The 22735-nt window shown below is 51.4% G+C and carries 22 protein-coding genes; 10 read left to right on the top strand and 12 right to left on the bottom strand.

Annotation, left to right across the window (positions count from 1 at the left end; translation table 11 throughout):
* Positions 1 to 3 precede the first annotated feature (3 nt).
* Positions 4 to 1008: a permease gene (locus Q0W94_RS08385; protein ID WP_297757734.1), complete on the top strand. Its 1005-nt coding sequence runs from the start codon at positions 4 to 6 to the stop codon at positions 1006 to 1008.
* A gap of 2 nt (positions 1009 to 1010) precedes the next feature.
* Positions 1011 to 1904 carry a lipoyl synthase gene (gene lipA, locus Q0W94_RS08380; protein WP_297757731.1) on the top strand — a complete coding sequence of 298 codons (894 nt, stop codon included), beginning with the start codon at positions 1011 to 1013 and terminating at the stop codon, positions 1902 to 1904.
* 159 nt (positions 1905 to 2063) lie between these two features.
* Here lipA and Q0W94_RS08375 read toward each other — a convergent pair whose 3' ends face one another.
* Positions 2064 to 2594, bottom strand: a complete 531-nt coding sequence (locus Q0W94_RS08375; protein ID WP_297757728.1) for a Dps family protein — start codon at positions 2592 to 2594, stop codon at positions 2064 to 2066.
* A gap of 215 nt (positions 2595 to 2809) precedes the next feature.
* On the opposite strand from Q0W94_RS08375, the gene Q0W94_RS08370 reads away from it, so the two are divergent.
* A complete protein-coding gene (locus Q0W94_RS08370) occupies positions 2810 to 3076 on the top strand; it encodes an Asr1405/Asl0597 family protein (protein ID WP_297757726.1) in 267 nt (88 codons plus the stop codon).
* Here the strand turns inward: Q0W94_RS08370 and Q0W94_RS08365 are convergent.
* The 4 genes from Q0W94_RS08365 to gatA form a co-directional block, all read right to left on the bottom strand.
* On the bottom strand, positions 3073 to 5664 hold the full coding sequence (locus Q0W94_RS08365; RefSeq protein WP_297757724.1) for a right-handed parallel beta-helix repeat-containing protein: 2592 nt from the start codon (positions 5662 to 5664) through the stop codon (positions 3073 to 3075). The two genes, Q0W94_RS08370 and Q0W94_RS08365, sit on opposite strands and share 4 nt — an antisense overlap.
* A 366-nt stretch (positions 5665 to 6030) precedes the next feature.
* Positions 6031 to 6363, bottom strand: a complete 333-nt coding sequence (locus Q0W94_RS08360; RefSeq protein WP_297757722.1) for a hypothetical protein — start codon at positions 6361 to 6363, stop codon at positions 6031 to 6033.
* Positions 6364 to 6373: 10 nt separating this feature from the next.
* On the bottom strand, positions 6374 to 7540 hold the full coding sequence (gene rpoD, locus Q0W94_RS08355) for an RNA polymerase sigma factor RpoD (RefSeq protein ID WP_297757720.1): 1167 nt from the start codon (positions 7538 to 7540) through the stop codon (positions 6374 to 6376).
* A gap of 550 nt (positions 7541 to 8090) precedes the next feature.
* The gene (gene gatA / locus Q0W94_RS08350) at positions 8091 to 9539 is read right to left on the bottom strand and encodes an Asp-tRNA(Asn)/Glu-tRNA(Gln) amidotransferase subunit GatA (protein ID WP_297757717.1); all 1449 of its coding nucleotides are present in this window, start codon (positions 9537 to 9539) and stop codon (positions 8091 to 8093) included.
* Between the two features lie 225 nt (positions 9540 to 9764).
* Between gatA and Q0W94_RS08345 the strand changes: the two genes are divergently transcribed.
* The 4 genes from Q0W94_RS08345 (at position 9765) to Q0W94_RS08330 (ending at position 14041) form a co-directional block, all read left to right on the top strand.
* Entirely contained in the window at positions 9765 to 10148 is a 384-nt protein-coding gene (locus Q0W94_RS08345) for a hypothetical protein (RefSeq protein ID WP_297757714.1), read from the top strand.
* Entirely contained in the window at positions 10145 to 11701 is a 1557-nt protein-coding gene (locus Q0W94_RS08340) for a DUF697 domain-containing protein (RefSeq protein ID WP_297757711.1), read from the top strand. The genes Q0W94_RS08345 and Q0W94_RS08340 overlap by 4 nt, the downstream gene beginning before the upstream one ends.
* A gap of 79 nt (positions 11702 to 11780) precedes the next feature.
* Positions 11781 to 13256, top strand: coding sequence for a hypothetical protein (locus Q0W94_RS08335; protein WP_297757709.1), 1476 nt, complete (start codon positions 11781 to 11783; stop codon positions 13254 to 13256).
* Between the two features lie 41 nt (positions 13257 to 13297).
* On the top strand, positions 13298 to 14041 hold the full coding sequence (locus tag Q0W94_RS08330) for a hypothetical protein (RefSeq protein ID WP_297757708.1): 744 nt from the start codon (positions 13298 to 13300) through the stop codon (positions 14039 to 14041).
* Here Q0W94_RS08330 and Q0W94_RS08325 read toward each other — a convergent pair.
* The 4 genes from Q0W94_RS08325 to Q0W94_RS08310 all read right to left on the bottom strand — a co-directional run bounded on the left by Q0W94_RS08325 (position 14038) and on the right by Q0W94_RS08310 (position 19784).
* Positions 14038 to 15180, bottom strand: coding sequence for a GNAT family N-acetyltransferase (locus Q0W94_RS08325; RefSeq protein ID WP_297757707.1), 1143 nt, complete (start codon positions 15178 to 15180; stop codon positions 14038 to 14040). The genes Q0W94_RS08330 and Q0W94_RS08325 overlap by 4 nt on opposite strands.
* Before the next feature lie 116 nt (positions 15181 to 15296).
* Positions 15297 to 15593, bottom strand: a complete 297-nt coding sequence (petF1, locus tag Q0W94_RS08320) for a ferredoxin PetF1 (RefSeq protein WP_011056851.1) — start codon at positions 15591 to 15593, stop codon at positions 15297 to 15299.
* A 198-nt stretch (positions 15594 to 15791) separates the two neighbouring features.
* Positions 15792 to 19172 carry a glycosyltransferase gene (locus tag Q0W94_RS08315; protein ID WP_297757705.1) on the bottom strand — a complete coding sequence of 1127 codons (3381 nt, stop codon included), beginning with the start codon at positions 19170 to 19172 and terminating at the stop codon, positions 15792 to 15794.
* A gap of 159 nt (positions 19173 to 19331) precedes the next feature.
* Positions 19332 to 19784 (bottom strand): type IV pilin protein, encoded by a 453-nt coding sequence (locus tag Q0W94_RS08310; protein ID WP_297757703.1) that lies wholly within the window; start codon positions 19782 to 19784, stop codon positions 19332 to 19334.
* Between the two features lie 182 nt (positions 19785 to 19966).
* On the opposite strand from Q0W94_RS08310, the gene Q0W94_RS08305 reads away from it, so the two are divergent.
* A complete protein-coding gene (locus Q0W94_RS08305; RefSeq protein WP_297757701.1) occupies positions 19967 to 20245 on the top strand; it encodes a hypothetical protein in 279 nt (92 codons plus the stop codon).
* A 147-nt stretch (positions 20246 to 20392) separates the two neighbouring features.
* Here Q0W94_RS08305 and psaC read toward each other — a convergent pair whose 3' ends face one another.
* Complete coding sequence (gene psaC / locus Q0W94_RS08300; protein WP_011056855.1) at positions 20393 to 20638, bottom strand: photosystem I iron-sulfur center protein PsaC; 246 nt, start codon at positions 20636 to 20638, stop codon at positions 20393 to 20395.
* Positions 20639 to 20960: 322 nt separating this feature from the next.
* Between psaC and Q0W94_RS08295 the strand changes: the two genes are divergently transcribed.
* Complete coding sequence (locus Q0W94_RS08295; RefSeq protein WP_297757698.1) at positions 20961 to 21380, top strand: DUF4168 domain-containing protein; 420 nt, start codon at positions 20961 to 20963, stop codon at positions 21378 to 21380.
* 192 nt (positions 21381 to 21572) lie between these two features.
* Here Q0W94_RS08295 and Q0W94_RS08290 read toward each other — a convergent pair whose 3' ends face one another.
* Positions 21573 to 21746 carry a metallothionein gene (locus Q0W94_RS08290; protein WP_297757696.1) on the bottom strand — a complete coding sequence of 58 codons (174 nt, stop codon included), beginning with the start codon at positions 21744 to 21746 and terminating at the stop codon, positions 21573 to 21575.
* Between the two features lie 118 nt (positions 21747 to 21864).
* Between Q0W94_RS08290 and Q0W94_RS08285 the strand changes: the two genes are divergently transcribed.
* Positions 21865 to 22248, top strand: a complete 384-nt coding sequence (locus tag Q0W94_RS08285; RefSeq protein ID WP_297757694.1) for a helix-turn-helix transcriptional regulator — start codon at positions 21865 to 21867, stop codon at positions 22246 to 22248.
* Here Q0W94_RS08285 and Q0W94_RS08280 read toward each other — a convergent pair.
* Complete coding sequence (locus Q0W94_RS08280) at positions 22216 to 22689, bottom strand: type IV pilin-like G/H family protein (RefSeq protein ID WP_297757692.1); 474 nt, start codon at positions 22687 to 22689, stop codon at positions 22216 to 22218. The two genes, Q0W94_RS08285 and Q0W94_RS08280, sit on opposite strands and share 33 nt — an antisense overlap.
* Between the last annotated feature and the right edge of the window lie 46 nt (positions 22690 to 22735).

Genomic DNA, 22735 nt, shown 5'->3' with positions numbered 1-22735 from the left:
CCCATGACATTTGCGAATCAGTGGCAAAGTGGTTTTACCCTTTTTCTGAGCCTGGTGGTGGAGGCACTGCCGTTTCTACTGTTGGGCATTTTGCTCTCTAGCGTGCTGCTGCTGTTTGTGGATGAGCAGGCCCTGATTCGTCGCTTACCGCGATCGCCCCTGCTGGGGGCCTTGGTGGGCAGTTGCATCGGTTTTCTTTTTCCAGTGTGTGAGTGTGGCAATGTGCCGGTGGCGCGGCGATTACTGGTGCAGGGATTGCCTACATCCGTGGCCATTGGTTTCTTGTTGGCAGCACCCACAATCAACCCGATCGTGATTTGGGCAACTTGGACGGCCTTTCGCGATCAACCGGAGGTTGTTGTGTTTCGTGTCCTTTTTTCGCTGGCGATCGCCACCATTATTGGCTGGGTTTTTAGTTTCCAAAAGGATCTAACCCCCTTTTTGCAGCCCACGGTAACCAGTCTGATGCGTCGCCGCCAACCCCAGGCAACTGTTGTCCCTGCCCTGCTCCAGTCGGGCACCTACCTGTTGGGAACCCCCGGTCAACCCCTGGCCATGGACACCCTAACGCTTTCGCCGCCAACGGCAATGATTCCTTGGCAGCAACGTCTGCCCCAAGTCCTAGAGAATGTAGTGCAGGAATTTCGTGAATTGGGGGGGATTCTCGTTCTCGGCAGCCTAGTGGCAACAACTATTCAGGTGGCTGCTCCGCGGGAACTCATCCTCAGCCTTGGCCAAGGGCCGGTGATCTCGATTGTGGCAATGATGATCCTGGGCACCGTGATTTCCATTTGCTCCACGGTGGACGCTTTCTTTGCCCTTGCCTTTGCCAGTACATTTACACCCGGCTCAATTCTGGCCTTTTTGGTCCTCGGGCCGATGGTGGATCTCAAGGGGATAGGGTTATTGTTGACGATTTTTCGTCCCCGTGCTCTGATGTACATTTTTCTGTTGGTGGCACAATTGACGTTTTTCCTTTGTTTGTTTTTGAATTTGCAGTGGAGTTAGCTGTGGTTGTAAAGCCAGAGTGGTTACGGGTCAAAGCACCCCAGTGGCAGCGGGTGGGTGCCGTCAAGGAACTGTTGCGGGACCTCAACCTCAATACTGTTTGCGAAGAGGCCTCCTGCCCCAATATTGGGGAATGTTTCCATGGGGGAACGGCGACATTTTTAATGATGGGTCCAGCTTGCACCCGAGCTTGCCCCTACTGCGATATTGATTTTGCGAAAAAGCCACTGCCTCTCGATCCCACTGAACCCCAGCGACTAGCTGAAGCGGTGGTGCGGATGCGTCTCAATCACGTTGTCATTACCTCCGTGAATCGGGATGATTTGGCGGATGGGGGTGCCTCTCAGTTTGTGGCCACGATTGCGGCTGTGCGGCAGCGATCGCCCCAAACCACAATTGAAGTCCTGATTCCCGATCTCTGCGGCAACTGGCAGGCCTTGGATCAAATTCTTGCCGCCAGTCCGGAAGTGCTCAACCACAACACTGAAACCGTGCCCCGTCTCTATCGGCGGGTACGTCCCCAAGGCAACTATCAGCGCAGTTTGGAACTGCTGCAGCGGGTGCGCGATCGCGCCCCTTGGATTTACTCAAAATCGGGGATCATGGTGGGCTTGGGGGAAACTAGCGAGGAAGTGGTGGCCGTCATGCAGGATTTGCGCCAAGTGGGTTGTGACATTCTCACCATTGGTCAGTATCTGCAGCCCAGTCCCAAACACCTAGCGGTACAGGCCTTTATTCCACCAGAGCAATTTGAGGAATGGCGCTGCTTGGGGGAATCAATGGGCTTTTTGCAGGTGGTTTCCTCTCCCCTCACCCGCAGTTCCTACCATGCTGAACAGGTGCGGGCCCTCATGCAGCAGTACCCACGTCAGCGTCCTGCCCCAAAATTATCTTAGAGAGACTTATTGCAATTTATTTGCAACTAAGCTAGACTAAGCAGTGGGAAAAATCGCCATTAAGAACCCCCCCAATTGGGGGGAGTCTATGAACAACCATAAACAACCATGAACAACGGTAAACCTCTCTTAGGAGTCGTTAACTCCGATTGCAGCAAACTACACCTTGAGGCTGTCATTGGCCAGAAAATGACCAATATGGTAAGCCCGCTCCTCCGTTTTCAAGAGGATTTGATCGTAGAGGTAGGCCGTGGCGCGATCGCCCAAACTCTCTGCTTGAGTTGCCTGTTGCCGCAGGATGGGAATGATGGCCTGCTCTGCTGCCAAGTCATTACTGAGCATTTGCCGGCAGTTGAAGGCACCTTCAGGTTCAGGGGTAAAGCAACAAAGAGCCGCCAACTGTTGGAAACCTGCCACAGGTACGCCCCCCAGACCATTCAGGCGCTCTCCCAAATCGTGAACATGCCCCTGCACCTGTTCATAGCAGTCTTGGAAAAACTGATGCAGTGGATAAAACTCTGCACCCTCAACAACAAAATGATGCTTCTGGTACTGCAAATACAGGGCTTGAAAACTGGCCAAGAGGCGATTCATCCCCTCACATACTGGGGTAGTGGTGGCCTTGTCCAGCAACACAACCGTGTTACCCATCTCGCCAAAGGCTTGGCGTGGCAACGCACTGGTCGTCATAGAACGATACTCCTTTGCGGACAGAATAGTGAAGCAATCCAGTTACAGTCCTTTTTACAAAAGGGAGTCCTGTTAATCCGCCCTCAAAACAGCTCTAGAGGAGGAATAACTGATGTAGGCATAGCTATACCCAAGACTCAGAGGAAAGCTGCAACTTTAATAGGTCAATTTTAAACTATCCATCACTGCATTTTCAATAAAGGAGTATTTATTGAATGTCTATAAACCCCAAGGTTATTGCAGTTCAGTGGCAATTGCGTTGGCCAATTTATCAGCGGCTAACTGAGCTAGAGGTGCCCTGTGAGTGTCTCCCCTATCAACCTTTGACTGTTGAGGTCAACTCCCCTTTAGTCGCATTGCAAGTCTGGTCAGTGGTGCGGCAATTCTCTGCTTCCCGCGACACCCTCGTCGATTGGCTAGAACAGTGCTGGCAGTGGAATTTGCCCAATTTCACTGAATATCCAGACCCCGCCGAGCGCTAGGGGAATGTACAACCGCCAGGGGGTGCAGCATTGAATGTGGCAGCTGTGATATTCGTTACTGTCCCTGTTGTAGTAATCGTCACACCACCGTTGTTCGGGCCTAAATTAAGAGAATTCACAATACGTAAACTGGAAGTGCCACCCTGCAATAATCGGAAACCGGCACCACTTGTTTGGATATTGCCAAATACGTTCGCACACAGTGTTGCATTGTTATCAGCCCGCAGTTCCAAGCTCCGTGTAGCAGGGTTTCCTTGAGTGAGGGTGTTGTTGTTGACAGTGGCATTGAGACGAGAAGTGTTCTGAGCCCGCAGTCGCATTGCTTCACCGCCAGCGGTTGTTTGGATACGGTTATTGCTGACTTCAAGTTGCAAGGCAGCATTGTTAGTGGTGTCAATCTCTATCCCGCGATCGCTGACATTAGACAGGTCATTCCCAACAATTCTCACCCGTGCTGGTGTTGGACTAGCAGCAATCGTGGTGAACTCAATGTCAATGCCATCATTACCACCGCCAATACCACTCATAACATTATTCTCAATGTTCAACACCACTTGTCCCGCGCTATTTGACTCTAGAGTAATCGCATCATCATTGAGAATGTTGCTTATCTGATTATTGCGAATTGTGATGTTTGCGGTGGGACTTGCAATTGGGGTAGCACTGCTTACAATGTCAAAGGTTATGCCTGCATCAGAAATACTGTTTACAACGTTACCCTCTAAGATAGCTGTGAGGTTAGCGCCATCTCCAATATTGAAGTCAATACCATCGCTGCCATCAGTACCCGTGCCAATATTACGAATCTGATTGTTCCGCACGGTAACCGTTGCACTTGCGGGAGCGGTGCAATTCGCAAACTGATTGTCAGTGAAGCGGTCAAGGACGTTGAAGCTATTTCCTCGACAAAGATTGAACTCAATGCCATCCACACGATTGGTGGGCGTCAGGTTGTTTTCAGTAACGTTACCCTCAATCGTAATATTGGCGTTACCTCGATTATTGCGAATGAAGATACCTGCTTCGAGATTGGTATCTGTTGGTGTCTGACCAATATTGGCCACGGTGTTACCACGAATTATCACATTCCCAAGGGCATTATCTAGACCAATTCCCTCGCCAATGGCACCATTAACAATGTTATTTTCAATCACAGCGTCAGTACTTTCAGTTATGCTAATCCCACGGCGGTTAAAGGCAGGCACAGTTGTACTCGTAATTGTAACCGTGTTACCACGCACAATAGGAGATTGAGCAGTTGTTATATCAATTCCAGCTGCATTGATTGTTGTAATTTGATTGTTAATAATACGAGCTGGATTGATGTTATTACCAATGATTGCAGGTTGGCCAGCGGGCGGTTGAATATTGAAACCATCAATGGTATTGTTCCTAGCTAAAGTAATAGTGGTAGCGATGATAGGCCTTTGGGTACTCGGCGTGAGTGCTGGAATGGTAATCGTTCCCAGTGGACTTGGCAGTTGCCGATCCACAGTTGTAGAAAGGAGTTGAACTCCATCTAGAAGATTAATTGCACCTTGACCAGCAGTATTGCCATCTCTATCATTAACACCAACCAAGACAATGTCATTTTGAGCAAGCGGTAAATCATTAATCCGAGCAGCACTACCCGCCCCAGTATCAACTGCAAAAACTCGATAGGGCTGACCGGTGGCAGGATTAATTGCCGCAACTTGATCCTGCACCCCTTCGTTATCAACAGTAATAAAGCTGATACGCTCCGGGGACTCGCCTAGGCGGACTGCAATGTTTTGCCCCCGCTCAGGAGCACGGCGACGATTGCCAGCCACCCCCGGAAAAGATAATCCAATTCCAAACCAAGCCTGGGTACCAAAGCGCTCATCATTTTGAACAGTTGCACTTAAGCTGAGGTATTCAATGGGGCGCACAGATAAACGTGCACGGACGCCAACAAAGTCAGCAATCCTCTCGCCACTGTAGTAGTACAAGCCTGCGTAGCCCCGCAGATAATCTTGACCTATTGGAACCAAAGGGGTACCCACTTCCATGTCAAAGCCCGTAAGCGCTTCTTGGAAAAGGCGATTGCGATTGAGGAGAATCTGGTTATTTTGAATAGTGCCAACTGCTCCGACTGCTTGATTAAGGAGAACTTGCCGATTTCCTAGGGGAATGTAACCGTTGATCCGAACATCAACATTGCCCAAGAGCTCTAAACCTACCCCCAGCTGGTCAAAGCCAGCGTTTCCTGTGTTGCGAAAGTCATAGGATAAGTAGCCCCCCACAGAAAATGTTTGATTGGCTATCAACGCTCGGTAGCCCAGGGTCAGGTTGTAAGCTAGGGCTGTATTGGATGTGGGTATGAAGAGTTTACCTTCAAAAAAACCAAGACTAGCACCTGGTTTTTGAAAGAGAGGAATAAATGTCTCTGCACTAAGGAAATTGTCAAAGCCAGCCCCTTCACTGTTGAAACGAATAGTTCCACGGGGCTGAATTCGAGGCCCTAAAATCTCAGTTGCTGCGGATTGACTAATGGCTACATCGCTGAATCCGAAAATCACACCTAAGCCAAGTAAGCAGCTCCCTAAAAGCCTCCGCCAAGAATGCATATTCACTCCTCCACCACTAAGTCCGCAGCACGGGACTGTTGTTTATTCTGAAGTAAGAATATTGGTTGGCGTTAAAGAAGCAATAAAGCGCTGTTTAAATCAACATTAAGAAGTTAAGCGTGATAGCAGTCTTTAGATGCAGTGACTTGATTGATCCGTTTTTTTAGCAATCAATGCACCGACAGATAGTTAAGCACCTGCCCAGGGATGCTCTCACGTTAGAACAACAGTTGAGCGGATACCGATGGTTTTAATTCCAGTAGTGGTAAAGAAAAGGAGGCTCCCGACTGTGCCACGCAGCAACAGCTAAGGAGCCTCCTGATTGCCCCGCCCAGGGGCGATCATTTGATTGGTTGCAATCCCTGACTACACAATCGGTGTTACATCTTGGCAACGCTCTGCACCGTCAGACTCTGGTAAGACCACCGGCAGTTCTAAAGAGGCAGCACCAGAAGCAGAGGTCCGGGCATCAGTTTGCGGCCGCCGTTGCCAGAGGGTCACCCCCACTGCCCCTGCTGTAATCGCACCCACACCCAGTCCAAGGGCGATCGGTAGCTTGCTGCTATCGAAGAACGCAGTATTGCTCAGACTTTGACTGAACCCTTTGGCGTAAGCGCAGGATTGAGCACGGCTGGCTTGCGGCATTGCCACCAGGGTGGCAGACAGACCAACGGTCAGGGCAATGAGGGGACGCAACATAAACGACTCCTTAGCGAATGTATTCCTTGAGGACACTGTTGCGGTTGGGATGGCGCAGCTTCCGCAGGGCCTTGGCCTCAATTTGGCGAATGCGCTCACGGGTTACGTTAAAGAGTTGACCAATTTCCTCTAAGGTTTTCATGCGACCATCGTCCAAGCCATACCGCAGTTTTAGCACATCCCGCTCGCGGGGGCTAAGGGTGCACAATACCGTTTCTAAATCTTCGCGTAGCAGGTGCTTCGACACTTGATCTTCAGGCGTTTCACCGTCGGATTCAATAAAGTCCCCGAGACGGGAATCCTCTTCTTTACCGATGGGGGTTTCTAGGGAGATGGGGAGTTGGGCCGATTTGGCAATGAAGCGCAGTTTTTCAATGGTCATTTCCATGCGATCGGCAATTTCCTCTTCGGTAGGTTTGCGCCCCATTTCCTGGGAGAGGAGTTTGGTGGTTTTCTTAATCCGTGAAATGGTTTCGTACAGGTGCACAGGCAGACGAATGGTGCGGGATTGATCGGCAATGGCGCGGGTAATGGCTTGGCGAATCCACCATGTCGCGTAGGTGGAAAATTTATAGCCCTTTTCGTGATCAAATTTCTCAGCAGCGCGGATGAGCCCTAGGCTGCCCTCTTGAATCAAGTCCTGAAAGGATAGCCCCCGGTTCATGTATTTTTTGGCGATTGACACCACCAGTCGCAGGTTGGACTGCACCATCTTTTCCTTGGCCTTGCGACCGACAAAAAGACGATGGCGAAATGCCGGCACCGTCATCCCCAGTTCTTTGGCCCAGGGTTCAGGATTGCGCTCTAGTTCTTCAGGCGTACAGCCCAGTTCTTGGCATAGGCGATCGCGCACCCGCTCCATTTCTAGGAGGTCGGCAATTTTACGAGCCAGTTCAATTTCCTCATCGGCACGCAACAGACGAATGCGGCCAATTTCTTGCAAATAGAGGCGAATCGAGTCCTCGGTGTAATGTTTCTTCTTGACTTGGGTCCGTCGTCGGCTGGCACGACCTTTTGTAGGCTTGTCGTCGAGATCATCGCTGACCTCCTCAAAGTCTTCGCTCTCTTCTTCCTCAATCTCTACGGTCTCAAGCCCATAGTCACTGAGCAGAGCCACCTCATCTTCAAGGGGGGCTGTTGTGGGGTCGTAAACGTCAAGTACATTTGCTTGGGTCATGCCGTTGTCCTCGTAAAATCTCCCTAAATATGTGGTGTCGGTGTGTTGTCGGCAACCGTTGCCTTCGGTGACGCTAGGATCGTCAGCCACATTTCAATCATGGAATGCAGCTAAGGAAAGCGGTTGGACGGGGGAATAAGCTCTAGATTCCACATCCTCAGAATCTCTACCGCTGGATCATCTTGAAGAAGTTCCTGTGTGACCCACGGGGTCAGGGAGCAGGCAGTAGCGAGCGGTTGAGACTGTGCAGGAATCTTTTGAGTAATTTTAACTAAAACCTTATTGATTGTAGCCTTTCTAACAGAAATCGCCCACCGGAAAGGGATAAAGTTTTCCAGAATTCAGTGCTGGCGATCGCTCGCGTCAACAACCGCTAACAAATTCTAATTTGTTGTTCTCAGATAAAATTTATATCCCGGCTGAGGGAAATGTCTTTCTTCTAGCCTAGCTCACTGGCGACTGTTTGGAAGCGCCACCGGGTTTTTGATGACGTTGGTCCACAGCAAAGCCACTTCCATCGGGGAAGCGCTATCTGCTGGTGGATTCGCGCCTAGAGCTGCGGCTGCTGCTGATGCCAAGGGGTGGCCTGTTCATAGGCATAGGCAACGTGAAATAGGGTCTCTTCCTTTAGGACGTTGCCAATCAATTGCAGACCAATGGGCAGTCCTTCCCTATCAAAGCCACAGGGGAGGCTCAGGCCGGGTAAGCCCGCGAGGTTTACAGGGATAGTCATCAAGTCTGACAGGTACATACTTAGGGGGTCGGTGGTTTTCTCCCCTGCCTTAAAGGCAGTGGTGGGAGCGGTGGGGCAAACCAAGACATCCACCTGTTCAAAGGCACGGGCAAAGTCTTCTTTGATCAGGGTGCGTACTTTTTGGGCTCGTAGGTAGTAGGCATCGTAGTAGCCGGCAGACAGGGCATAGGTGCCAATCATGATCCGTCGCTTTACTTCGGGGCCAAAGCCTTGGGCGCGGGTTTGCATGTACATCTCCAGCAGATCGCGGGCCCCTTCAGCCCGGAAACCAAAGTTGACGCCATCATAGCGGGCTAAGTTCGCCGAGGCTTCTGAAGGGGCAATGATGTAGTAGGTGGGCAGGCCGTAGGCAAAGCGGGGACAGGAGAGTTCAACAATTGTTGCCCCCAATTCCTCTAGGGTTTTTAGGGCGGTCTCAAGGGCGGACTTCACCTCCGGTTGCACGCCTTCATCCACGGTTTCTTGAATAAGGCCAATGCGCATGCCTTTGAGATCGGGTTTGAGGGCTTGGGTGTAGTCGGGAATCGGCACCCTGAGACTGGTGGCATCCCTGGGATCGTGGCCGGCGATCGCCCCCAAGAGAATAGCCGCATCAGTCACCGTCGGCGCTAAGGGACCCACTTGATCGAGGGAGGAGGCATAGGCAACCAGACCATAGCGGGACACCAAACCATAGGTGGGCTTGAGGCCCACTACTCCGCAGAACGCGGCGGGTTGACGAATGGACCCACCCGTATCGGAGCCCAGGGCAGCGGCACATTCCCCGGCAGCAACGGCTGCAGCGGATCCCCCTGAGGAGCCGCCAGAAACCCGCTGCGGGTTCCAGGGGTTGGCCGTGAAACCAAAGGCAGAGTTTTCCGTGGAGCTGCCCATGGCAAATTCATCAAGGTTGGTTTTGCCCACTATAATCGCGCCAGCGGCCTGCAATTTTTCGGTTACGGTGGATTCGTAGGGGGGTACAAAGTGCTCCAGCATCTTAGAAGCACAGGTGGTGCGAACGCCGTAGGTGCAAAGGTTATCCTTGATGGCCAGGGGAATCCCTGTGAGCAAACCAATCTCTTCACCGGCAGCAAGGCGTTTATCCACCTCGGCAGCTTGGGCAAGGGCGCGATCGCGCGTTACCGTCAAAAAGCTATGGAGCCTTGGCTCCACCTGGGCAATGCGATCCAGATAGGCCTGGGTGATTTCAGTGGCGGAGCGTTCTTTGCGAACGAGTTGACGGTGTAGCTCCTGAATCACTGACATAAACGCAGCTTCCCTAATAACAATCGAGTCACAATGCAACACTGGCGATCGCGGGCACTGCCGCAAACAAGCCAATCTTCAGTCTAGCAATGGAGCGATCCTCTATGTCTAAAGATGGGTCGGCATCCCTGGGGAAGTTTTGCAATCGAGGATATATTAGGAATCAAGGAAGCTAAGCCTCAATCTTTTTTAGAGTAGATAACAGTAGGCATAGCGGAGTATTGGATGGAACCGCTCGACCCCGTGGATCGGGAAGCCTTTACCAACCCGACAGTGCAGCGATTGTGGTTCTTTGTCTATTTGCTGCCCATTTTTGGCATGATTCCGGCACTGTGGCAATTAAGTCGCCGGGGGAGCGATCGCCAGACGCGCCAAGTGAGTCGCCTTGCCCTTGTGATTGGTCTTAGTTGGCTGTTGGGCTATGGTCTGCTGAATGGGCTTGCCAGCGTGAGTGAAGTCCAGTCTCTGCACCATGGCCTGCTGCTATTGCTGAACAGTCTCTGGGGATCGGCCTACTTTCTGGTGAACTTGGGGCTAATGGTGCGCCTATGGCGGCGGCAATCGCTGAAATTGCCCTTCGTGCAGCCTCTGATGAAATACTTGCCATGACCCCCAGACGTTGGTTTTGGCCACTTTTGGGATTCAGCGCCATTCTGGTGCTCATCCTCTGGCTGATCTCGGCACTGACGTGGCTCTATGTGCAGGTGGCCTTTACGGCGCCCTTTTTGGCCAATCTCTTGGTGTTGATTTTCATTGGCCTGTTGGGGGGACTGCTCTATACGTTCTTTCGCTATCTATATCTCCTTGAAAGCAAGGGTAGGCACAAGTCTGCCCCCGCTGTACCCCAAGCCCCCCTTGATAGGGCGGCGGCTGCCGCTGAAAACCTCAAAGCCCTACGGCAGCAACTGAGGCAAATTGAGGATGAGGTGGCCCGGCAAGCACTGTTGGCAAGGGCACGGCAGCTAGAGGAGGACTTTTGTCGCCCCGAATTGCGCATTGTTGTTTTTGGCACCGGCTCGGCCGGTAAAACCTCCCTGGTTAATGCGTTGCTGGGGGAGATGGTGGGGGAAGTGGCCCCCACAATGGGTACGACTGCCGTCGGCCAAACCTATCGTTTTTGGTTACCGAATACTGAGCGGGAAATTCTCATTACCGACACCCCCGGCATTTTGGAAGCAGGGGTCGCTGGTACCTACCGTGAGCAATTAGCCCGCCAACTTGCTGCCGAAGCAGACCTACTCCTTTTTGTCTTGGACGACGACTTGCGGCAGTCGGAATATACCCCCCTGGTCAACTTGGTGGAAATGGGGAAGCGATCGCTGTTGGTGCTCAATAAAATTGACCTGCGCTGCGAGGCTGATCAACTGGCTCTGCTGCGCCATCTGCGGCAGCGCGTTAAGGGGTTGATTCCGCCCCAAGATGTGGTAGGCGTTGCCGCTTGTCCTCAACCGATCCAGCTCGATACAGGAGAGTGGTTAGAACCCGAACCCCATATTTGGCCCCTGATTCGGCGGATGAGTGCCATTCTCCGCCAGGAAGGGGATGACCTTGTGGCAGACAATATCCTCTTGCAGTCTCAGCGCCTAGGGGAGCAAGCCCGCAAAATCATTGATCAGCAACGGCGCCGCCAAGCGGATAAGGTGGTGGAGCGCTACCAGTGGATTGGTGCAGGTGTCGTCTGTGTCACGCCGATTCCCGGCGTAGATCTGCTGGCGGCTGCCGCTGTGAATGCGCAAATGGTGATGGAGATTGGCAAGGTCTATGGCTGTGACTTGAATCGCGATCGCGCCCGCGAGTTAGCCCTTTCCTTAGGCAAAACCCTTGCTAGTCTTGGCATTGTCAAAGGTGCGATGAATCTGGTGGGAACGGCTCTGCAGTTAAGTGTCGGGGGGCTAGTCGTTGGCAAAGCCGTTCAAGGGATTACGGCCGCCTACCTCACTCGCATTGCGGGTAAAAGTTTTATTGAGTATTTTCGCCACAACCAAGACTGGGGGGATGGGGGCATCGGTGAAGTGGTGCAACGGCAGTTTCAACTCAATCGCCGCGATGAATTTATTCGCTCCTTTGTGCAGCAGGCGATCGCCCGCCTACCAGCACAACTGGGAACCGTGATTCCTGAGGAGATGAAAACTCCCCTCTCCCGTGAAGAAGAGTTGTTTTAAGGGATGCTGAGGATTCCCCCAGGGGTCTCGGCAAAAACCGCTACTATGTTCAGTAACCATTTCATGTTGCCGATTTCGGATGAGTCCCTCGACCCGCAGTCCTGATCTGGAGGTGGCGCAACTGCCGCAGTTATTGCAGGCAGCGCGGTCCCGCTATTTGGCCGGGGAGCGATCGCCCGCTGTGATGAAGCCCCTCTCTCAAGCCCTGCGAGCCATCCTCGAGCGCAACATTGATCCCCATCTCAGCCAGCGGGGGGGATATCTCCAACGCTTAGTGGAAGCCTATTTTCGTCTGTTTCCTCGCTGCCTCCAGCACCTCAGCCGCGATCAACTGCAACAGCAGGCTGTGCAAAAAACGGTGCTACGGTTACTGCAAATTCCCACCACGGTGATTCAAGATGAGTACGATCGCCTCAATCGTGCTCAGTACAACCAGTCCCTCAAGCAACTGGTGCTTGCCTTTAGTCGCCCTGTTCTAGCCAACTGTAATCCAGTGCCCAAACTCACGGAGGCCGAGTGTTTCCTTGCCTTTTTTATTCAGTGCCTACGCCAAGAACTCGGCGCAACGGTTCTCCTATCCCCCCAGTTTCGTCACGAGTACCGCGATCTGCTGCGTACCGTCTGTCTGGGTAGCTCTGATCCCGAACTATGCCAAAGTAACCTCACGGGCTGGCTTTGGGAGGCAATGAAATCCTTTGACCCCCTCAAGCCCTTTGATGCCACTGGCCATGGTCGTCCCACCTTTGAAGCCTGGGTGCGCACGGTCATCAGCAATAAACTGGCGGATGAAAAACGCAAACTGCTTAAGCGTGAGGCGGATGAACTGCTCTTCTATGACAACCGCGCCCTGCAGGTCTTTCAAGATCGTTATCAAGCAGCGCCCCCTGAGGTACAGCGGGGGATTGATCCCAAAGCCTGCGCTCAGTTGATTACAGTTGTGCAAACGGAGATTACGGATCCTCGCATCCGCGCTTCAACGACACGTTTGCGGCAGCACATTGCCCAACTTTTGGGTTGGACAATTGAATATACGCGGGATGTTCATCAGCAGGTGCGACGGATCCTCGGACGGTATGTTCAGTCCACCCGCTCCCTCAACATTTGCTCTACCGACAGTAACCAAGAGTGGATTGACAACTATCCCGATAGCCGCACACTGCCAACCAGCAATGGCCAAGGGGTGGAGTGTATGGTGGAGTTTCTCAATGATCCGCAGACGCCGACATGGGTCAGGGATTGGTGTGAGCGTCGCCGTACTCAAGCAGAAATTGCCCGTGAACTCTTTGTGAGCCAGCCCACGATTTCTCGCTGCCTCGGTCGTGAATATCGCCTGTGGCTCTACCGTAAATTCTTTCAAGATCCGCAAATTCCCCAATGGATGAGGCGATGGTATGAAACCCAATCCATTCCCAGCCCCCACCAACGACGGCAAGCCCGCCGTGAAATTCACTCTGACTATGCCCGTGGTCTGTGCACCGCAAAACAAATTGATGAGCAAATAGAAGCCCAGCTTGCCCAGTGGTGCGAGCGTAACGACATTTACTATCTTCCCTAGGCAGCCTCGCTTTTTCGTACTTCGTTTGGATGACGACGGCTATGACTTCCTTTTTGGCACCGACTGTTCCCATTCGTTCCCTGTCATTGGATGCCGCCCATGCGGTGCTTCAGGGGTGTCGTCCCAGTCGGCAACGGCAAGTTCTGCCCTATTTGGTGGCGCTTTATGCGTTCATAGACTGGTGGGAAAATGAGGGTGTTCCCAGCAAGCGGGATGAGCTTGAGGACCTGCCTGATGATCTAGCCTTGAGTACGACTTGGTGTGAGCGGCCAGAGGTGCTTGACCTTGTGGACATTGCGGATCTCAACTTAGAAGGGGTGCAGTTATCTATCTATCCTGTGGAGCAGGGAGAGGCCCTGCGGATTCATTGCCCCACATTTTTGGGGGTGATTAATGCCGATTTGGCGGTTGCTGTTGGCTTGAATCGCGATCGCCGGCTGGCACAGATGCTCGGTTTTTGCGATCGCCAGACCCTCCTGGACTACTGGCAACACCATCCAGCGGATGCCCAAGGCTACGGCACCTTTCCCCTAGAGCAACTGCAACCCATCTTCTACTTGCCCGAGCAAATTAGCTTCCTCAATCCGCTGCCCCAAAGTACACCGCTGGCCATCAAGGGCAAGACCTGCGCTCAACCCCTCGAAAATATACCGCAGCTCGCCCAGCGTCTGGCTGCTCCTGAACCTGAACGGCTGGCCCTCGACAACGAAACCGCAATCCAACGCCTTCTGCAAGCGCTCCAAGGCTATACTGCAACTTCGGAAATTTCCCTCCCCCAAGATTAAGATTGGGCTTCTGGGGGCGACGTGTTTTCGGAGGAATGCTTATGGTAGTAGGCCTGTGCCCCCTCTTTGGTATGAATCTGACCGGGTTGAGGACGGCGGTGGGTTTGCAACCCTTGGAGGACTTCTGATAAGGTCAGACCTTCCGGCAGGGGCGATCGCACCTCCCGCACCTTGTGCCACACCGAGCGCGACATCATCAAACTGCGACGAATAGGCTTAGCCCAGCTTTCGAGGTAAGCTTCTCGCTCCCCTTGGTAATCCGTCGAAGACAGCAGTAGCGGTACCGGTGGATAGGCCTGCACCAAGCGAGCAATATGGGTCAGTACTCCCGGATACAGATTTGTATAGGCAGGATGCACCGTTAAGTCTAGCCAGTGGGGGGTGTGCCCATTTTGAGTCGTATGGAGGGTGTAGGAGGCGATCGCTACCTTCCGCTGCGGTTCAAACACGTAAGCACGATGCACTTGTACCTGTTGCGACCAACTGGTCAAACTGTGGTGTAGCCAATCCAAAAGACTCGTTTGAAAATCGCGATAGTGGCGATTAAAAACTTGGCGCACCAGTGCCGGCATCGACATTGTATCCAACTCATGGAGCAACCGTGCATCCGCATTGGTGACCTTTAGCAGATTAGGCAAGCAAGGCGTGCCCTGGGCCAGTTCTGCCAACTGATCCGCTGAAATTTGCCAGTAGGTGAGATGCGCCAAGGGTTGAAAGCCATTTTGGCGATACAGGTCTAGTGCCTCGCGGTAGTCAATATTGATTTCCACTATCCACGTACGGGCTTCGACAAGGGTACTAAAACAGTGGCGCAAAAGCTGTGTCCCCACCTCCGTAAACGCTTGGGCAGACAATTGCTGTATCTGCCATGTGGTGCGACTTTCATTAAAGGGAGCCACCTGCACAACGCCTAGCACTTGGTTGTCCTGCTCCGCAACATAAATGCGCTGCTTGCTCATCCCCATGAGCCACTGCAGTAAATGCAGTGGTGAGGTCATCGGTCCACCCGCCAAGGACGGTAGACCAAAGGGTTGCTCATGTACCCCTTGATGGCGCAGCCACTGTTCCACCACCTCCACATCCCGATAGGCCAAGGGACGAATCAGCAAATCACCAGTGGGGGGCAAGTCAGAAACCATCAGCGGGCACCAATTACTACTTCCATCTTAAGGACTCCAGCCCCAAAATAAAGGGGCGATGCCCCACAACAATCGCCCCAATAATATAAAAACAATATAAATTGTACAAATTCGCCTTAGTAAAGTTCTTCCTCTTGGTTGGTGAGGATTTTGCAGTCAGAACGGGGATAGGCCACACAGGTGAGCACAAAGCCCTTCTCAATTTGGTCATCATCCAAAAAGGACTGATCCGACTGATCCACTTCTCCCTCCAGAAGCTTACCGGCACAGGTGGAGCAAGCACCAGCACGGCAGGAGAAGGGCAGGTCTAGGCCTTGCTCTTCGGCCACATCCAGAATGTACTCATCTTCGGGCACGTCAATTGTTGTTTCGCTTCCATCAGGACGCACTAGCGTTACTTTGTAGGTTGCCATGAATCTTGTCCTCTCGTGTATGGAAAAGGCAGGGAGCCATCACGCTCCAATTTAGATACTAGGGGAAAAGCTCAGCCTTGATGGGCCCATTCAAGTCCCTTTTTGTATCGTTTTCGTAATTTTAGACTCCCAAGGTATCTAAAATACTTATAGACATTGAGCTTTATAGAGAACATTAAACACACCCCATAACCTGAGCTAAGCCCCCACCTGATGTCCTGGCGGCACGATTAACTCCCCTGTGCGATAACGATGTACCATTGCCGCCAGCGCCTTTTCCATCTCGCGACTAAACCGCTGGGGATTCCATAGGGGCGCATGGCGCTTAGCTTGCCGCAGCTTCCAACTGACCCGTTGCCGTAGTTCGGGTTCGGTTCCAAAGCGAATTCCCCAATTCACATACTCCTCATCGCTAAAGGCAATCCCCTCCTCAATGCCCAAATTTTTTAGAAAGGTATAGGTGTGGCGGGAGACAAACTGCTGGCCGACCTTGGTCACTATTGGCACCTCCATCCACAGTGCCTCTAGACTCATTGCTCCACCCGCATAGGGGTAGGTATCCAGCACCACATCCACGTCATAGAGATTGGCACGGTGAATCTCTGGTAAGTTCGACGTTAAGAAATAGAGTTTATCTAAATCAAACCCCTCAGCTTCAGCAACACTACGGCACCACTCCTCAAAGATGGGGCTACCACGGTGGTATTTGACAACCAACACCCCATTGGGGACGGCCCCAACAATGGCAAATTGCAGCTTGAGAATTTCCGGTTGAATTTTGCTAGGGCGCTGGGCACACAGAAAGACCACTGCATCAGCACTCAGTCCTAATTGATCGCGAATGCCAGTTTTATTGGCTACCTCATAGCCATCGAGGGAAAGATAGCACTCAGGCAGTCGCCACAGCGTTTCTGTGTACCATGCTTGCGCTCCTTCAGGGAGAATGTAGGGGTCAACAATAAAGTAATCCACTGCTGGCAAGCCAACGGCATCAAAGCCTATCCATGTCGCCTGAACGGGTGCTGGTTTAAGTGTGAGAACTTGGTACGTGATGTCGCTCGTACAACTATCTAAGTCAATGAGAAGATCAATTTTATCTTCATAAATTTGCTCAGCTATCTCAGTGGCTTTCATTTCACCGTGGTAGAAGTGATCAAAGCTTGCCTGAAACCAATAGGAAAGTTGATCTTGCTTACTGGCAGCAGACCATGGATTGTAAGCATAAAATTCAAACCGCTGGCGATTGTAAAGGCGAATAAAGGAACGCATTTGATGGCCAGCAGGATGTTCATGAAAACAACTACTGATAAATCCTACCTTCATTTTTTGAGGAGAGGAGGTTTTTGTGGCAGTATTGATAGCTGGCTGGCAATTCCTATATCTATTCTGGACAGGCAGAAACGAGTGAGCATTATCATAAAATATTCGGTTGCGTTTATTATAGATTGGTTTGATAATTGCGGGAGCATCAAACTGATGTGTTAGATGAAAGTAGGAAGAGATAACATAAAATACACTGCCAAAATCACTCTGTTGATTGTTGATATTTTCAGCAAGAAACTGATTACAGCGATCGGCATTCTTGAGCCATCTCTCACAAAGAGCCATAACCTCTTCAGAATAATTGAGGTTATACTTGAACGTCTGCATTACGTGCAATTTAGATATCAGGCTCAAGTCTTCGCCCAAAGGATTGAGTGAATAGTCAAAAAGCCTGTTCGCACAGTCAAGTGCCAACTCATGTAACTTACTTTGAGCACAGGCACGGCAGAGAAATTCATACAGCCCCCATTTTTCTCTAGCAATTTTGAGGAAAGGTTCAGCCAATGTAGAAGCTAGGCGTGCGGGGTCGTTGTTGAGCAGTTCAAAGAGTACCCTCTCTAGAGATGGTTGTATGGATGGATATTGGCCTAGCGCTTTGATAAACTCAGGTAACCCCTCTAGCTCACTGCTGTAACCCACCAAGTGCTGCACTGTATTGACAACATCCTCAGGGTTTATTTCCTCTAAACCTCCATTAGGGGGCAATAAAGCAGTCAGCTGATGTAACAATTGAGTGATGTCCTGTGTCCCTAATTTTAACTGAAGTGAGAGGTTCAGTAATTTCAGTCCTATCTTGAGGTTAGGGCTAAATTCGTAGGCGTAGCTTGTGAGAGCAAATCGCAGTTCCAAGGTATTGCGGGGCAAATTTGCGAGCTCCAATAGGATCGCTGCCCATGTTGCAGTTATCTCTGCTTGCTCTTCTTCAGTAAAGTTACTGAGATACACTGACCACAGAAGTTGCGCCTCTGACTCTTGGCCCTGGAAAATGTAGGTGGCGCCCTGATAGGCAACCCAGCCATGCTCCCCAGGAAACTGCTTACTCAAGGTCTCGCAGGCAGCTAGTAGATCCTCATATCGTTGCTGCTCAAGGTAATCGCAAAGTCTGTGCTGCCAGTTGACCAGCATCGGCACGGACTCTGTTAACACCTGTTCTAGAAATGCTTCCCATTCGCGGGCACGAACTGACCATGTGCAGTGGTGATTGATGTAGTCCACTTGAGCGCGAAGATGCGCCTCAAGGGCGGCATGGGCTTGAGGATCATTGAACCGTTGAATTGCCCGATTGAGCAGGCGGCTATAGTCGGCCAGATAATTCTCCTGGGGAATGGGAATCAAGTCGGCAAAACCGGCGGTTGTTTCAGGAAGGGCACCCAGTTCACTGGTGATCAGGTAGCAGCCACTGGCCATGGCTTCCATGGCGGCAATGCAGGAGGTTTCTGGAAATATATTGGTATAGGCCCAAATGGCTGTGGATTTGAGGGCTTGAGCCAGTTCAGGCTGCAGTAGGGAACCCACATAGTTGACATTAGCCAAATCATGGCAGCGTTGGTAAAGGTTGCCATACCGCTGTTGATCCTCAGACTCACTGGCTTGATAGACCTTCATACTGGAATAGACATTGAGACGAACGGAGGGATGGCTGACTTGTAGGGCGGGCATGAGGTCAAGGAGCAAATTCAAGCCGCGAAAGGGGGTACTCGTATAGGCCAGCGTCCAGGGTTGTGCCTTTGCCTTGAGAATAGACTCTGTAGAATCAAAAAGGTTTTCAAAGCAAGGGGCAATGGCATTACGCAGTACAGCGGTTTTCGCAGCAGGGATCTTGAATGCCTGGATATATTGCTCCTGCTGCCACTGACTAATTAAAACAATCCGTTCATAAACCTCTTGATGTTCAGGGGAGCGCAAAGATTCAACGTCAGGTTGATCGGCAGCGTGGTGTGCCCACAATAATAAGGGAGTCTGAGGTGGCAAGACTAAACGAAGCTGGTTGGCCCCAAGGGTACTATTCAAAATAATGGCTATATCAGGTTTTAGTTGCTCAAGAAATGGCAGCGTCAGCCAAGCCAGCGGTAGATGGGGAACGTGGCGGATACATTCAATGTGCCGCGTGTTGTTAAAGAGCCAAACCTCGTGCCCCCGCTGTTGCAACTGCTCTGCTAAATAACAGAGTGCTGACTGTGACCCTCCTAGGGGAGCTTTGTAGGGTGTATTGAGGGTGTACTGCCAACCAATCCCATCAATAAAGAGAAGGCGCATCGGAACCGAGGGGGCTAATTATGAGGAAATGGTTACCTACAGCAATTATTTTCCAATAAAAAAGCCAAGACTCCTGCATCTTGGCTTCTTTTTGGTATGACTAAATAGGGTCAACCTTGTTCTAATTTTTAAGGGCTTAAGCGGACAATCAACTTACTCCTAGGAGCACTTAGGAGCACTGTTAGAATTGCCCGTTACGATCGTAGAAGTTGTAACACCATTTGCAACCGTTACACAACCCGTTACACCCGTCCCTTGAGGATCATTCGCTGTTGTCTTAGCAGTCGCCCAGTTACCAGCATTAGCATTAATCGTAGGAGTTGTATACCCATCAGGTGTCGAGACCCCGAGCTTCAAAGTTGTTACATCAGGAGCGAATTCTGTGTTCTCCAGACGGTAGGCTTGCTGAGCACGGTTGATGGCACCAATCGCATTCTTGGCGCTGGACAGCCGAGCTTTAGATGCTTGGTTGAGCATAGAGGGCAGGGCAATAGCTGCCAGAATACCAATGATGATGACCACCACAAGCAGTTCAATCAGAGTGAAGCCTTCGTTGGCTTTTTTCTTGGCCAGCAGGTGCTGGAGGAATTTAGCTTTCAGTTCGGTTTTCATAGTCTTGAGACTCCTTAGGTCAACAATCTTGTCTCTACGGTTAACATACCCAGCCATTGCCCCAAACTTAACACCCCCCCTCAAAAAATTTTTTGCCTCAGGACAGGGTTGCCCTAGCTATGGGGAAGCGATTTGCCGTCTGCTACAGTTGGGGTAGCTGTCTTGTTGGGCAATGCAGGCTTATGGAGAATCGTGGCAATGGTTTTGGCTGGGGGTTTCTGGTGGGTGCCCTCTTTGGTGGCATTACTGGCTCTCTGGTCACGCTCCTACTCAAGGACAGACTTGCGGCAGCAGCTACCGACAAGAGCCCACGGATCAAAGATCAGCGGTCAGCTCCCCTCCAAGGGAATGACGAGCCTCTGATGGAGGCAATGCGCCTGGAGCTGGAGGCCAAAATTGCCCAGATCAATGAAGCGGTGGATGACCTGCAAAACCGCCTCAGCCATGAGGACCAACCCTAAGCAGCCAACTGGTGGCACTTCAACTGGTGGCACTTAGGGATAAGCCCAGCCAATATATAAGAAAAGCACAAATAAAAGACTTGAGACATTCGAATGCTGCCTCAAGCCCAGTCAAGTATTTAAGACCAGCTTCACAGAAATAGGGAACTAGTAGGCTAGACCCATGCTGCGGGTGGTTTCTGCACCCAAATAGACACGAATACTCAAAAAGTCAGTAGGGCAGGCGGTTTCACAACGTTTGCAGCCAACGCAATCTTCCGTGCGCGGGGAGGAGGCAATTTGGCCAGCTTTGCAACCATCCCAAGGCACCATTTCCAGCACATCGGTGGGGCAGGCCCGCACACACTGGGTGCAGCCAATGCAGGTATCGTAGATTTTGACAGTGTGAGCCATGTAATAACCGCTCCTAAAACGATCAGGATGACAGGTGGATGCCCTGCCGCCAACTCAGGAAGCCCCTAAGCTACGACAATAAGGGCAGTCTGGAGAGAAATACCGAGATTTAGGATACCGCAGTGGTTGATTGCTGGAGGGGCTGGATGAGCAAACTTCAAAGAATGTAACTTTTCTGTAAAGTCTAGTAAATTTACCTACTGTGCCTTCAATCTTGGCCAAAACGGTTTTTAATGGCTGCTGCTTGCCGGCGTTGGGGAACTTGAAGCAGTTCGCGGGATTCCAAGTAGAGTGTAGTCGGACGCGTTGTGTGTGGTGGTCAATGTCCTGGAAGTGGTTGCCCCTTGCTCTGTGTAGTGCCGGTCTGCTGCCGGTGCCTGTGCCTTCACCTTATTCCTTGGCTCAGACTTCCCCGCGCACAGATGTGATTGCTCCGTGGGAGATCACGACCTATGCCCGTGTAGTTCTCGAAATTGAACCGATTCGCCAAAAATACTATCGCCAAGCTCAGGCAGCTTTCCAAGGTCAAGTGCCCCGCAACTCTTGCTTTGGCATGAATCCCCAAAATATGCCCAGGGGATTGGAGACCATTTGTGCCAACTATGGGCGGGAGGCAATGCAGGTGCTGAGAAAATATAATATGTCCCTAGAGCAATTCAATGCGATTACACTGCGAGCACAGCAAGATGGCGCCTTTAGCCAACGTATCCAGGCCGAAATGCTGCGATTGCAACAACCTTAATCATCAAGTCCATATCAGGTCTGACAGGTGGTCGGCAGCGTTATAGGTGGCTGTAATCAAGGAAATAGATGGGAGGTCTGCCACACTGGATCGCAACTAATAAGAAATGACGAGGACAATCTCCACCTCTTGATTGTATAGCGTGGATGGGGCGATCGCCTCGTCATTATCCACTGTTACAGATTGTAACTTCTAAGCAGAGCCACAGCCACAACCTGTGTGACCACAGCCGTTACTCTCTTTGCAGGTGCCATTGGCACAGACTTCAGAGCAGTAGGGTTTGCCGTCAACCATGATTGCATCGCTGAGGGAGACAATGCACAGGCAGTGGGGACAGGCGCATTTCATTTGGGTAACGGTCGTCATGGCTTTTCCTCCAAATGGCCAAGATTAGTGAGGTTGTTTTCCACCTCTACTTCAATATATCTGAACAACTGTTCATATGTCAATTGGTTATTGCCCAACCAGCGCCTATGATGAAGATATGAATACTCTTGATCCTCATCATCCAGAGGCTTTAGCGCAGGTGAGCGATCGCTTGCTCTCTACGGAAAAAGCCCAGCGGATGGCGCAGTTTTTTGGTCTACTGGCCGACACGAATCGATTGCGAATTGTGGACCTGCTGGCCCAGGGGGAGTTTTGTGTCAGGGATATCGCCGTGGCTCTAGAAATGAGCGAATCCGCTGTCTCCCACCAATTGCGGATGCTGAAGGCGCTGCGACTGGTGCGTTTTCGCCGCCAAGGACGTCATATCTTTTATCAGTTACTAGATCACCATGTCCTCACCCTTTACAAGGCAGCGGCAGAACATTTAGATGAAGAAGAATCAGACACTTCAGGGAGTGGGATCGGGACAGGCCGGTGGTGATGCTGTGCTTGAACCAGAGGGAGCAGCTTCTAAAATTTGGGTTGTGGTCAATGTTGTATACGTAGCGTAGGTGCAACCTGTAAATGCCTTTAATTCTGCTCGCTCAGGGGTGGCTTGGAATTGAGCATAGTCACTGTCGGCATGGCTGATTTGATACTCATAGTCGGGTGTATCACTAAAGCCGATTTGTAAACTTGCTAGGTCGTCGGTGAAGGTTGGATTTGCTAAGCGGTAGGCCTGTTGGGCACGGTTAACTGCACCGATATTGGATTTGGCTTGGGACTCACGGGCTTTAATGGCCTGATTCAACATCGAGGGGAGGGCGATCGCTCCCAAGATAGCGATAATAATGACAACGACGAGCAGTTCAATGAGGGTCAGGCCTTTGCAGGTAAGGAGCGAGCGATAGAACCAAGGGAGGCTGGAACGATAGGGAGACATAGAAATGCTCCAATTTTGGACTCGTCTTTATCCTAAAGTGTTCCCA

The organism is Thermosynechococcus sp., assembly GCF_025999095.1.
GTDB lineage: Bacteria > Cyanobacteriota > Cyanobacteriia > Thermosynechococcales > Thermosynechococcaceae > Thermosynechococcus.
Note: the sequence above shows the minus strand (reverse complement) of the source record. Positions and strands in the feature narration are given on the sequence as shown.

Coding starts and splice junctions, on each gene's coding strand:
- gatA (WP_297757717.1), bottom strand. CDS start 9,539: ATGTCAGTGATTCAGGAGCTACACCGTCAACTCGTTCGCAAAGAACGC.
- Q0W94_RS08375 (WP_297757728.1), bottom strand. CDS start 2,594: ATGACGACCAGTGCGTTGCCACGCCAAGCCTTTGGCGAGATGGGTAAC.
- Q0W94_RS08305 (WP_297757701.1), top strand. CDS start 19,967: ATGGAGAATCGTGGCAATGGTTTTGGCTGGGGGTTTCTGGTGGGTGCC.
- Q0W94_RS08365 (WP_297757724.1), bottom strand. CDS start 5,664: ATGCATTCTTGGCGGAGGCTTTTAGGGAGCTGCTTACTTGGCTTAGGT.
- Q0W94_RS08345 (WP_297757714.1), top strand. CDS start 9,765: ATGGAACCGCTCGACCCCGTGGATCGGGAAGCCTTTACCAACCCGACA.
- Q0W94_RS08330 (WP_297757708.1), top strand. CDS start 13,298: ATGACTTCCTTTTTGGCACCGACTGTTCCCATTCGTTCCCTGTCATTG.
- Q0W94_RS08285 (WP_297757694.1), top strand. CDS start 21,865: ATGAATACTCTTGATCCTCATCATCCAGAGGCTTTAGCGCAGGTGAGC.
- Q0W94_RS08340 (WP_297757711.1), top strand. CDS start 10,145: ATGACCCCCAGACGTTGGTTTTGGCCACTTTTGGGATTCAGCGCCATT.
- Q0W94_RS08325 (WP_297757707.1), bottom strand. CDS start 15,180: ATGGTTTCTGACTTGCCCCCCACTGGTGATTTGCTGATTCGTCCCTTG.
- petF1 (WP_011056851.1), bottom strand. CDS start 15,593: ATGGCAACCTACAAAGTAACGCTAGTGCGTCCTGATGGAAGCGAAACA.
- Q0W94_RS08335 (WP_297757709.1), top strand. CDS start 11,781: ATGAGTCCCTCGACCCGCAGTCCTGATCTGGAGGTGGCGCAACTGCCG.
- Q0W94_RS08385 (WP_297757734.1), top strand. CDS start 4: ATGACATTTGCGAATCAGTGGCAAAGTGGTTTTACCCTTTTTCTGAGC.
- Q0W94_RS08280 (WP_297757692.1), bottom strand. CDS start 22,689: ATGTCTCCCTATCGTTCCAGCCTCCCTTGGTTCTATCGCTCGCTCCTT.
- Q0W94_RS08370 (WP_297757726.1), top strand. CDS start 2,810: ATGTCTATAAACCCCAAGGTTATTGCAGTTCAGTGGCAATTGCGTTGG.
- Q0W94_RS08290 (WP_297757696.1), bottom strand. CDS start 21,746: ATGACGACCGTTACCCAAATGAAATGCGCCTGTCCCCACTGCCTGTGC.
- Q0W94_RS08315 (WP_297757705.1), bottom strand. CDS start 19,172: ATGCGCCTTCTCTTTATTGATGGGATTGGTTGGCAGTACACCCTCAAT.
- Q0W94_RS08360 (WP_297757722.1), bottom strand. CDS start 6,363: ATGTTGCGTCCCCTCATTGCCCTGACCGTTGGTCTGTCTGCCACCCTG.
- Q0W94_RS08295 (WP_297757698.1), top strand. CDS start 20,961: ATGTCCTGGAAGTGGTTGCCCCTTGCTCTGTGTAGTGCCGGTCTGCTG.
- psaC (WP_011056855.1), bottom strand. CDS start 20,638: ATGGCTCACACTGTCAAAATCTACGATACCTGCATTGGCTGCACCCAG.
- rpoD (WP_297757720.1), bottom strand. CDS start 7,540: ATGACCCAAGCAAATGTACTTGACGTTTACGACCCCACAACAGCCCCC.
- Q0W94_RS08310 (WP_297757703.1), bottom strand. CDS start 19,784: ATGAAAACCGAACTGAAAGCTAAATTCCTCCAGCACCTGCTGGCCAAG.